This window comes from Paenibacillus sp. FSL R5-0914 (assembly GCF_038004525.1).
Taxonomy (GTDB): domain Bacteria; phylum Bacillota; class Bacilli; order Paenibacillales; family Paenibacillaceae; genus Paenibacillus_AQ.
Map to the genome: position 1 here is coordinate 45,660 of NZ_JBBORH010000003.1, position 11,742 is coordinate 57,401.

At 42.9% G+C, this 11,742-nt stretch carries 10 protein-coding genes; 8 read left to right on the forward strand and 2 right to left on the reverse strand.

Annotated elements, in window-relative coordinates; genetic code table 11:
* Positions 1 to 80 precede the first annotated feature (80 nt).
* The 7 genes from MKX60_RS23595 (at position 81) to MKX60_RS23625 (ending at position 8,256) form a co-directional block, all read left to right on the forward strand.
* Positions 81 to 629 (forward strand): GNAT family N-acetyltransferase, encoded by a 549-nt coding sequence (locus MKX60_RS23595; protein WP_341061173.1) that lies wholly within the window; start codon positions 81 to 83, stop codon positions 627 to 629.
* Between the two features lie 75 nt (positions 630 to 704).
* Positions 705 to 1,691, forward strand: coding sequence for a phosphotransferase (locus MKX60_RS23600; protein WP_341061174.1), 987 nt, complete (start codon positions 705 to 707; stop codon positions 1,689 to 1,691).
* A 230-nt stretch (positions 1,692 to 1,921) separates the two neighbouring features.
* Positions 1,922 to 2,425: a CYTH domain-containing protein gene (locus MKX60_RS23605; protein ID WP_076283838.1), complete on the forward strand. Its 504-nt coding sequence runs from the start codon at positions 1,922 to 1,924 to the stop codon at positions 2,423 to 2,425.
* 102 nt (positions 2,426 to 2,527) lie between these two features.
* Positions 2,528 to 3,916 carry a threonine synthase gene (thrC, locus tag MKX60_RS23610; RefSeq protein WP_341061176.1) on the forward strand — a complete coding sequence of 463 codons (1,389 nt, stop codon included), beginning with the start codon at positions 2,528 to 2,530 and terminating at the stop codon, positions 3,914 to 3,916.
* A gap of 261 nt (positions 3,917 to 4,177) precedes the next feature.
* On the forward strand, positions 4,178 to 5,164 hold the full coding sequence (locus tag MKX60_RS23615) for a Gfo/Idh/MocA family protein (protein WP_076299094.1): 987 nt from the start codon (positions 4,178 to 4,180) through the stop codon (positions 5,162 to 5,164).
* 19 nt (positions 5,165 to 5,183) lie between these two features.
* Positions 5,184 to 6,059, forward strand: a complete 876-nt coding sequence (locus MKX60_RS23620; RefSeq protein WP_042124302.1) for a radical SAM/SPASM domain-containing protein — start codon at positions 5,184 to 5,186, stop codon at positions 6,057 to 6,059.
* Positions 6,060 to 6,186: 127 nt separating this feature from the next.
* Entirely contained in the window at positions 6,187 to 8,256 is a 2,070-nt protein-coding gene (locus MKX60_RS23625; RefSeq protein ID WP_341061177.1) for a class I SAM-dependent methyltransferase, read from the forward strand.
* Between the two features lie 253 nt (positions 8,257 to 8,509).
* Here the strand turns inward: MKX60_RS23625 and MKX60_RS23630 are convergent, their stop codons facing one another.
* Complete coding sequence (locus MKX60_RS23630; protein ID WP_341061178.1) at positions 8,510 to 8,965, reverse strand: hypothetical protein; 456 nt, start codon at positions 8,963 to 8,965, stop codon at positions 8,510 to 8,512.
* A 225-nt stretch (positions 8,966 to 9,190) separates the two neighbouring features.
* On the opposite strand from MKX60_RS23630, the gene arfA reads away from it, so the two are divergent.
* Entirely contained in the window at positions 9,191 to 10,705 is a 1,515-nt protein-coding gene (arfA, locus tag MKX60_RS23635; RefSeq protein WP_445670771.1) for an arabinosylfuranosidase ArfA, read from the forward strand.
* Between the two features lie 58 nt (positions 10,706 to 10,763).
* Here the strand turns inward: arfA and MKX60_RS23640 are convergent, their stop codons facing one another.
* Positions 10,764 to 11,651 carry a helix-turn-helix transcriptional regulator gene (locus tag MKX60_RS23640; protein WP_076299098.1) on the reverse strand — a complete coding sequence of 296 codons (888 nt, stop codon included), beginning with the start codon at positions 11,649 to 11,651 and terminating at the stop codon, positions 10,764 to 10,766.
* Positions 11,652 to 11,742: the final 91 nt, after the last annotated feature.

The window sequence follows — 11,742 nt, forward strand, 5'->3', positions numbered from 1 at the left end:
ATATTCTAATGGGGAATGAAAAATGAAGGGACTGAACTATGCGCAGAGATCATTATTTTTAAACCAACTATTAAAATTTAATGGAGGTAAAAATAATGTTAACTACAGAGTTACACACAGAACGAGTACATTTAAGAAAAATGAAGGTATCGGATTCGCCAAGTTTGTTTAAAATTTGGTCTGATCCAGAGGTTACCAAGTTCATGAATATTGATAGTTTTACTGATGAAAATCAGGCAAAAGATATGATAAAACTTCTTGATGAATTTTCTCTAGATAACAAAGCTATTCGTTTCTCTATAATTGAAATGGAATCCAATGAAATCATAGGTTCTTGTGGTTTTAATTCCTTAGACTTTGAAAATGAGAAAGCGGAGATTGGATATGACATTGCTAGAGCATTTTGGGGAAGAGGCTATGCTTCAGAAGCTATAAGTGCTTTGTTAGATTACGCATTCTCAACTTTGAAGCTGAATCGAATCGAAGCAAAAGTGGAACCCGAAAACGTGAATTCAGTAAAAGTCTTGCGAAAGCTGAACTTTATGTTTGAGGGAACCTTAAGAAGGTATGAAAGAGTAAACGGGAAGTTTATAGATCTCAATATGTATTCAAAATTAACAACAGATTGATTATTTAATCCCAGAGGTTTATAGGTCTCCATAAGGAATAAAAACTTATTCACTATAAATATAGGAGTTGACCAGATGGAGACAATATTAACAGAGGAAATGATCTTGGATGACCTACTAAAAACATTTCATCGTTTATTCGGTTTGAATGTAATTGAAACTACTTCGATAAAACGAGGCTGGTTAAACTTAAAGTGGAAAGTTACGACGGATGCAGGGGAATTGTTACTTAAACAATACAACAAAGAAAGATATAAATTATATAAGTCAGAGGAGATATTGTTAGCACTCTCTCAACAGATTAGATTGTATGACCAAGATCTAGCGTGCCCCAAAGTGTTATCACAGAATGAAAGTATTTTGCTTGAATCTGATAATGGAGAACGCTTCCTGGTGATGGAGTATTGCCAGGGAAAACTAATTTCACCAGGTAAAATCAATGTCCATCAAATATATGATTTAGGTCGAGCAACAGGAAAAATGCATCGATTGTTAAATGACGGGACACTTGGCATTAAAAATAGTCCGCAATTTATTCCTCCAAGTCGTGAGGAGCGTTTAGCACATTGGAACTCCGTTTGGGAAAAGACTAAGGGACTTGGTAAGCCTCAGCTGCTTGCTGAGATAGAAACTCAATTTAAAGCTACTGAAGAAATGAATATAGAACTACTCGAATTACTTCAAACAGGCTGGGCACATCGTGACCTTTGGGTAGATAATCTTTTATTTAATGATAACGGATTATCTGCAATTCTAGATTTTGATCGACTAAAATATGACTATCCGCAGCTTGATGTAGCTCGTGCTGTGATGTCATGTGCCTTAGATGATAATTTAGATGTCTCCCTGGCTTCGGCGTTTATGGAAGGGTACAGTGAGGAACGCGACGTGGTAGAGGGCTATTTAACACATTCATTACAGTTGTTGTGGTATATGGAAAGCACATGGTGGATTAATGCTAACATGGATCAACATAGTGTACCGCCAGCTCGCTTTGCGAAGGAAATGATTTGGCTTGCAGAAAATCAAAAAAATATGTCCGCTTTGTTAGGAAATCTTTAGACAGCGTAAAATTAACCATTATTCGTTAAGCTAACGGGTAACTATTGCTCAACTAAACAGCGACAGTCTAGGGCTTTGTCTCCACGTCCATGACTGCCGCTGTTTCTATTATTGAGGTAATTCGATAAGAACAAGACTTTTTTCCCCATAATCTACATTGACTTGGGTTTGTCTCACCCCTATGATGATTATTAATATAAAATAAATGGCACGAAGAGGAGCGAAACATCATGGCTTTGGAGATCGAACGCAAGTTTCTGCTGCCGGAATTTCCGGAGCAGCTTATTCAAGAAGGCGAATTGAAGATTGTGACCCGGCATAATATCGATCAGACCTATCTGGCGATAGACGGCGGACAAGAGCTGCGTGTGCGTAAAATTACGGATCTGGACTCAGGTGAGGTAACGTATACACACACGTTTAAGGATGGCAAAGGGATCAAGCGCGAAGAGATCGAATATTTTATCTCAGAGGGTTTATATAATCAGATGATTGAGGCGGTTAATGCGGTAGCCTTGGTCAAAGAGCGGATTACGGCGGTGTGGAATGGCACAACGGTTGAGATCGACGTCTATTCTCAGCTGAAATTGTCCGTTCTGGAGGTTGAATTTGAATCTTTGGAGGAAGCGGAAAGCTTCAAGGCGCCGGAATGGTTCGGCAAGGATGTCAGCACGGAACGGCAGTACAGCAACAAAACCGTCTGGAAAGAGCTGCAAAATAAGACAAAGAATTAACGGACTTTAGCGCGTAAACGTGGTAGTATATAGGGAAAACAGGCAACGATTAAGTGAAACTTATATTTATATATAGTATATGAGGGGTTCAGGAGGATGAGCATGAAGTATATAAGCACAAGAGGCAATGTGGAACCTAAAGGCTTTATCGATACGGTGTTGATGGGACTTGCCGATGACGGCGGATTGATGGTTCCTTCCGAGATTCCTGTCGTTTCAGCAGCTACTTTAGAAGAGTGGAGAAGTCTTAGCTACCAGGAATTGTTCCTGAAGATTTTCGCCTATTACACTAATGATGAGATTCCTTTAGAAGATTTGCAGGAAATGGTCAATACTAGTTATGGCAATTTCCGCACGCCGGAAGTAACGCCTATTCACCAAGTGAATGATTCCCTGTATGTACTGGAATTGTTCCATGGCCCTACTTTTGCCTTCAAGGATGTAGCACTGCAGTTTATGGGTGAGCTGTACTCGTATATTTCGAAAAAGCAGAACAAGATCATCCACATCCTCGGAGCAACCTCGGGGGATACTGGAGCGGCTGCGATTCAGGGTGTCCGCGGTAAAGAAGGAATCAAGATCTGTATTCTTCATCCGCATGGTAAGGTTAGTAAAGTGCAGGAGCTGCAGATGACTACGGTTGATGACAGCAATGTACTGAACCTGTCTGTTCATGGTAACTTTGATGATTGCCAAAAGGTGATTAAGGATCTGTTCGCGGATCTCGACTTTAAGAGTCGCTATCATCTGCGTGCGATCAACTCCATTAACTTTGTACGTATTCTGGCGCAGACTGTCTATTATTTCTATGCATATTTGCATGTCGATGGCAGCAGTGAGAAGAAGATTAACATCAGCGTGCCTTCCGGCAACTTCGGTAATATTTTCTCCGGATATTTGGCGAAGCAAATGGGATTACCAATTAACAAGCTGATTATTGCTACGAATGAAAATAACATCTTGGAGCGTTTCGTGAACACGGGTGAATACAAACCGGGCAGCTTCACAAGCACATACAGTCCTTCGATGGATATCCAAGTGGCGAGCAATTTTGAGCGTTATCTATATTATTTGGTAGGCGAGGATTCCGAGAAACTATCCGCGTATATGTCCAAGCTGCAAACCGAGGGCAAGATTACGGTTGAAGGCGAGGCGCTTCAGCAGGTGCAGAAGGATTTTGCAGCGCTTGGCGTGAAGAATGATCAATGCTTGAATACAATTGCTAAATATCAAAAAGAATATAGCTACCTACTTGATCCGCATACTGCATGTGGAATCGCAGCTTACGAAGCTTTTAATGGCTCGGATGAGATAGGGATTACTTTTGCGACCGCACATCCAGCTAAGTTTGATGAGGCGATTACTGTGATTGACATTAAGCAGGAATTCCCGGCACAAATTAAAGCGTTGTTCGAGATGCCACAGCACCAAACCGTAGTGGATCATGACAAGGATGAAATTGTGCGTCAATTGCAGGCTTTTTATAAATAAGTTGTAAATCCATATGGCTCAGCAGGCTCCTGTTCTTAAGTTAAGAATGGGAGCCTCTTTACTGCATCTTTCGACAAATAATGTCGCTGTTTACTATGAATAGTTTGATATCGACAAAAGATGAAGGAGTGGTGCTTTTTTTCACAAGGTGGATCTATCGGAATTTGTCGGAAATTTGTCCTGAAAAGTAGACATGACTACCCTGAGAGTGAGAAAATAGCATATAGAGCTTTAGTAAGAACTAAAAAGGACGGGATTATCATGACAATTCGTTTCGGGGTCATTGGAACAAACTTTATTACAGACCGCTTCGTGCAAGCCGGCTTGGAGAATGAGGACTTTATCCTGACAGCCGTGTACTCCCGCACAATGGAGAAAGGTCAGGCCTTTGCTGCAAAATATGCTGGAGCTACAATTTATACGAATTTGGAAGATATGGTTTCCAGTAAAGATGTCGATGCTATTTACATTGCAAGCCCGAACTCCATGCATGCTGAGCAGGCGATTATGTGCTTAAATCATGGCAAACATGTGCTCTGTGAGAAACCAGCTGCCTCAAACAGTGCGGAGCTTAGAGCAATGATTGAAGCCGCTCAGAACAATGATGTGTTGTTGGTAGAAGCAATGAAATCGACCTTCATGCCGAATTTCGGAGTGATCAGAGACAATTTGTATAAGATTGGCCAAGTACGTCGTTATTTTGCAAGCTATTGTCAATACTCATCGAGATATGACGCCTATAGACAGGGAACGGTATTAAATGCTTTTAACCCAGCCTTCTCTAATGGCTCGTTGATGGATCTTGGTGTTTACTGCCTGTATCCTATGGTAGTGTTGTTCGGGAAACCGAAGTCTGTAAAGGCCGTGGGTCTAATGCTCTCTTCTGGAGTGGATGGAGAAGGAAGTATTGTCATGCAATATGATGATATGGATGCAGTTGTGATGCATTCCAAGATCGCTGATTCCTATTTGCCAGCCGAGATTCAAGGGGAAAGTGGTACAATGGTGATCGATAAGATCAACCAACCCTACCAAGTGAAGATTCATTATCGCGACGGAACCGTCGAGGAGCTTACGCAGCCTCAGGTATTCGAGTCTATGTATTATGAGGTTGAGGAATTTATCAACTTAATTAAGAATGGTGAACGGGAAAGCAGAGTTAATACACATGCGAATTCCTTGGCAGTAGCAGAAGTTATGGAGGAAGCCAGAGCACAGATCGGCCTCCGCTATGCCGCAGATCTATAAATAGAATGGGGAGCAGCACTTGAAGACTTTTAAAAAGGTATACATTGAGATAACAAGCGTCTGCAACCTGGCCTGCAGCTTTTGTCCACCAACCGCCCGAACGAAGAACTTTATGAAGCTCGATACTTTTAATACGATATTAGATGAAATTAAGCCACATAGTAATCATATTTACCTTCACGTAAAAGGTGAGCCATTGCTGCATCCCAAGATTGGTGAGCTGCTGGATGCGGCACATGCCAAAGGGTTCAAGGTCAATATTACTACCAATGGTACGTTAATTCATAAGGCTGGCCCTAAGATTCTCGGCAAACCTGCACTTCGACAGATGAACTTCTCTCTGCATAGCTTTGATGGGCATGAAGGATCTGAGAACCGCGAAGGGTATTTGTCGGAGATTATTTCTTTTGTACGGGAAGCCTCCGCGCAAGGGGTCATTATTTCCTTCCGGCTGTGGAATTTGACGGAGGATAATCTGACCAATCTGGAGAAGAATCGGAACCGTGAGACCCTTGCTGTGCTGGAGGAAGCCTTTAACCTTGATTTCAAGATCGAAGAAAAGGTTGTACCTGGCAGCGGCGTCAAGGTTGCCCCACGGGTATATCTCAATCAGGACCATGAGTTCCGTTGGCCTGCACTGAACGAGCCGGAAGATGACGGAAAAGGGTTCTGTCATGCACTACGCAGCCAAGCGGCAATCCTTGTGGATGGTACCGTTGTACCGTGCTGTCTGGATGGTGAAGGAGTCATTAACCTAGGAAACATTCATGAGACTCCTTTCTCAGAAATCGTAGAGGGTGAGCGAGCGAACAATCTGTTTTACGGGTTCTCTCGTAGAGAGGCAGTAGAAGAGCTGTGCCGCAAGTGCGGATATCGGCAACGGTTCGGAACTTGAGGATTGGAATATAAACAGAATCGGGACATGGCAATTTCATGAATCCTGGTTCTGTTTTTTAATTAACGGGAGTGTATATATAATAATAAGTCTTTATAGTCTCCACTTTGGAGCGAAGGAGGAGTATATGCTGAAATCGTTGGAAGCCATCACCTTATACCGTGAAGGAATACAAGATCATTTGGAGGATAACCTCTGGCTGAAGCTTATTGTCCAAGCCGAGGAGCAGATTGTAAATTTGGAGCGTATGGAATCTCTGGAGGAGTTGGACCACAGGAATCCCGTGCTGGATTATGTGGAACGCAGTTTGCAGCTGCTAGACCAGCTTCCCCGTTCGATTTGGATCAAAGAGCTTGTGGAAGAAACATTAATCTGGTCAGAAGCAGCTAAGGGTGGCACATTGAAGGAGCGGTTACTTTGGCAGGAGGAAGGCATTAACTGTTTTGTACATAACATTGGCTCCGCACAGTTATACGGGAAACATTTGAGCGGTACGGTCTCTGACAAAAGCGCACTGGTTCATCGGCTTATTGAAACCCATGGACTGATAGGACAGCAAATCCGTGGGGAGGTGCCTCCGGAAGTAAATAAGCCGCTTCGTGATCTTGTGGAGGAACAGTTACTGACTGCCGAGGAACTTGAACGTTTGCTAACCGTACTCAATCATTGCATCATCGGAGCTGTATCTCCCGAGCTATGGCTGAATGTAGAGCATGAAGTGAAACAGCTTATCACTCTGATTGCATCCGGTGAACTTGCTAGTCCAATGCCGATGAAAGAAAGACTGCGCAGAATGCGGCTAGGTCCGATCTCTAGAGGAGAGGATTTCACTACGGAGTGGGCAAAGCTGACACAGGAAGGCTTCCATGCGGAACGGTTGGAGTCTTTAAGTAACACTATCTTCTGGTATGTGGAATCTGCAATGCAGACTTTCTCGTTGGAGCAATTTCTGAAAGTGATGTTGCTTGCAGCTCAAAGGGCTCAGAATGAACCCCTACGTCATATCAGCTTCGAGCAGGTTATGAACAGCATTTACTATGACTACAAGGGTGTTAAGAAGATCAATGTTTATAAGAAGCGGATTATAGAAAAATATTTATCGGAGCTTAGATGGGAGGATATCGAAAAAGGGACTTTACCTGATGAGAATCCTCATCTAATGCTTCGTCCATACGCTAAGGAACATCTGCCAGACACGGTGTTTTTTCAGTTTCAATTCTCGGCAGCGGCAGAGAAGCTGATCGAATTCTGTATGGAAGCTGAAAAATCGCCCTTGTATGAACGTGCTGTATTGCTGTTATTCGACTTGTTCGAGCTACGCAGGGACGCCTTCGACCGTTTTCATAATGAAGATACCTACTTAAGTCAAATGAATAATACAGCAGATTATAAGGCTGTGATTCTGGAGCATGTCATTGGGAAAAAAGTGCTGGATATCGGCCCGGGCGGCGGTGTGCTGCTGGATTTACTGGAAGAGCGGATGCCAGAGGTTACCCCTATCGGCATTGATATATCGAGCAATGTAGTGGAAGCTCTGCGGCAGCGCAAGCAACGGGAAGGTCGTCAGTGGGAGGTCCTGCAGGGAGATGCATTGAACCTTGAAGATTTCGTAGAGGCTGAAACGGTGGGTACGGTAATTTTTTCTTCGATTTTGCATGAGCTATATTCTTATGTGCCGCTTAATGGTAAAAAGTTCAATCATGACACCGTCTCGGCCGCCCTGCGAAGTGCTTTTGATGTATTGTCAGTGGGCGGGGTTATCATTATCCGCGATGGGATAATGACCGAACCCACAGCATTGCTGCGGAAAGTTCGTTTTCTGGAGGAGGACGGTATGGCGTGGCTGGAGCGTTATGCGAAGGATTTTGCCGGACGTCAGCTTCAGTATCAGAGATTAGGGGAAGAAGAAGTACTCATGCCTGTTAATGATGCCATGGAGTTTTTATATACGTATACCTGGGGCGAAGAGGCTTACATTCATGAAGTACAGGAACAGTTTGGTTATTTTACCCCTACGGAGTTTGCCTCATTTATTGAACAGACTTTAGGAAAGCAAGCGAAGATTGAAGTCTTCCGGCATTACTTGCAAGAAGGTTATACCGAAGCGCTGCGCGATAGAGTAAGGTTCATGGATGAGAGCGGACAGGAAGTGGCCTTGCCAGACAGCACCTGCTTTATCGTGATTCGGAAGGAATAGTTGAAAGATAACATCATCTGCATATAAAAAAGCAATCGGCAACCCCTTTGATGTGGTAGAGGTCCGATTGCTTTTTCTATATAGAGAATTTTGTCTTTGTTAGATTAGTATTTCTAGCTGCGACTTATCAGAATCTTCGGCTAAACGCTGAATTTCTTGGTAGGTGGCTAATTTCTCAGTCCGTTCCTGATCTTTAATTTTATCTCCGGTGTCTTTTATGGTATCGCCTAACGTTTCATTCATTTCCGATATTCTATCTTACGATTTTGGATAACTGCTCACGTTTGGCTGTTGCAGAATGAGTAGAACGAGCTTCATCCGATAGATCTTCTTTTTGAGCTTTTTCTAAGTTCTTTTGTTGCTCTTCAAAGGTGTACTTCGCAATTTGTTGGTCAATCGTTTGGAGCTGTTTATCGAATTCCTTAAGTTGATCTTGAATAGAATCAAGGTTATGTGAGCTTTTGGTGGTTCTTTCAATTAGGCTGTTCTTGCTATCGATGATACTCTGTTTTTGTTTAAGTAGAGAATCAACCATTCCGCTCATTTTAGATTGATTTTGAAAAGCTGCTTTTGCAGATTTGCTTATCGATAAGTGGTCTCCGCTACCACTTGTCTTGCTGTTTGAATTTATGGTTTTATCGTTAGTTTGGTGACTAACAGCTACATTAAGTCTCGTTCCCATAGCAGAGGTCATATTCGTTATATGCATAGCTCATTCTCCTCCTACGACGATAAGATCTATCTATAATATATCGGTAGATGAACAGGAAGAATTAATAAAGAAATTGTGGTTGGAAATTTTAAAAAAGTAGTTCAATATCTTGATATTCATTCCACTCTGATGTTGTTAGTATTAGTAATATAGCGCTTACTTGTAGGTTGTAATTGTTTAAGTAGTGGAACTAACCAACATAACTGAAGACGAGAGAGAGTGATGACCATGTCGAAAAAGGCCAAGATGACCATAGAAAAGGAATTCAAACTGGCTGAGGTAGATCCTAGAATTTATAGCTCGTTCATTGAGCATTTGGGACGTGCGGTATATGGAGGGATATATGATCCGGGCCATCCTTCAGCAGATGAACATGGATTTCGGCAAGATGTAGCTTCAATGATCGGAGAGATTGGTGTACCGATGATTCGCTATCCTGGAGGTAATTTTGTATCCGGTTACAATTGGGAGGATGGAGTAGGACCAGTAGCAGATCGTCCTCGAAGACTGGAATTAGCGTGGCGAACGACAGAACCCAATGAAGTAGGCACGAATGAATTTATTCGCTGGGCAAAAGGAATCCGTTCGGATGTTATGATGGCGGTCAATCTAGGGACGAGAGGCGTAGATGCAGCACGAAATCTGCTTGAATATTGCAATCATCCCTCTGGCTCTTATTTTAGCGATTTGAGAAGATCTCATGGCTTTGAGGAGCCGCATGGCATTAAGACTTGGTGTCTTGGCAACGAGATGGACGGTCCTTGGCAAATTGGCCAGAAGACAGCAACCGAATATGGGAGACTAGCAAGCGAAACCGCTAAAGTGATGAGACTGGTTGATCCGAGCATAGAGCTGGTGGCTTGCGGAAGTTCATTCCGTTCCATGCCTACCTATGCTGAGTGGGAGGCTACTGTGCTGGATCATACTTATGAGCAGGTTGATTATCTGTCACTGCATACCTATTACGGAAATGCAGAGAACGATACGGCAAACTATCTTGCTAAATCACTGGATATGGATCTTTTTATAAAAGAAATCGTCGCTGTATGTGATTATATCAAGGCAAAGAAACGCAGTAAGAAGACGATGTATCTTTCCTTCGATGAATGGAATGTCTGGTTTCATACCCTGGAGTCAGACAAGCAGATTGACCCTTGGCAAGTAGCACCAGCTCAACTGGAGGACCAGTATAGATTTGAAGATGCACTGATGGTCGGAAGTATGTTGATCACGCTACTGAACAATGCTGACCGAGTAAAGATTGCTTGCTTGGCTCAGTTGGTTAATGTGATTGCACCTATAATGACCATAAGTGGAGGCTTAGCTTGGCGTCAAAGTATTTTCTATCCCTATATGCATACGTCCTTGTATGGCCGGGGAACGGTGCTGCATCCTATCGTGTCTTCACCTTTATATGACAGTAAGGATTATACGGATGTACCGCTACTAGATTCCAGTGTAGTTTATAACGAAGAGAATGAGGAACTGGTTATTTTTGCAGTAAATAAAAGTCTGGAAGACATGTTGCTGCTGGAATGTGATATTCGAGGATTTGAGGGATATCGTGTGATTCAGCATACCGTGCTGGAGAACGCGGATGTAAAAGCAGTAAATACAGTAGCACAGCAAGCTACGGTAACACCACATGATCGTGGGGATGCAAAAGCGGACGACGGGCACCTCACGGCTTCCTTATCTAAATTATCTTGGAATGTTATTCGCTTGCAACGTGCTTAAGAGATTAATTGAAGAAACGGTTCACGTCCTTTTAAGGGCGCCAACCGTTTCTTCTTGTCTATTTACAGGTGAATTTTCGTCTGAAATTTGAGGGAGAGATCCCTTCTTTCTTGGAGAAGCAGGAAGAGTAATAAGTAATATGATGAAAGCCAACCTCTTCAGCAATACGTGCAATGGACCAGGAGGTCTGGATTAACAGTCTTTTGGATTGCTCCAGGCGATAGGACAGAAGGTATCCCATAGGCGTTACACCGTATATTTTCAGCATATTTTTGGCGAGGTAGTTGGGATGATAGTTGAGCTCCTTTTGAAGGAGGGAGTTGGTCACCTCACGTGTGTAGTTTTGCCGAATGAACAGCTCAATCTTCTCAGCCAGTTGAATGGCGGTTGCATCTGACGCCTCTGCAAGATCACGGTCTAAGAATTGCAGGAACTGTTGGAAGGAGGCTTGACGCTTCCAGTTACGCATCGACTGGGGCTCCTGTTCCAGCTGAAAAAAGAACTCCAGCACCTCCATTGCTTTTTGTGAGATCTCCATATGTTTCGGAATAAAGATCGAACATACATCACAGTGATTCAAATATGCTTTCTGTTTATGGTTCTCGATGAGCTCGCTCTGATTATCCAGACATTCGTTCATATCCTGACACTCTTTCCAGCTACCAAAGGTCTGAAAATGAATCCAAATGATTTCGGTTTCTATAGGACAGGGGGCGAAGCCATAATGATGTGCGTCTGGACGAAGGATGAGAAATTGGCCTTCTTTTAATTCCCACTGCAAATCGTTCTCTGCGATTGGCAGGATGCCCTTCTTAACGATGATGAGATCAAACACACCGATGCAGTTTCGACTGATATGATAGTCTCCAGCATCGTAATGGGCACGGCCACAGTCTATGAAATAAGGAATAGGTGGTGTGATAAAGTGGAGAATCGGGGAGCTCATCTTACACCTCCAAAAGGTTGTAATTTTTAAAAATCAGGTTGTAATCGATCGTTTATTTTCATGATATAACATGTATTATTATAAATAAAGC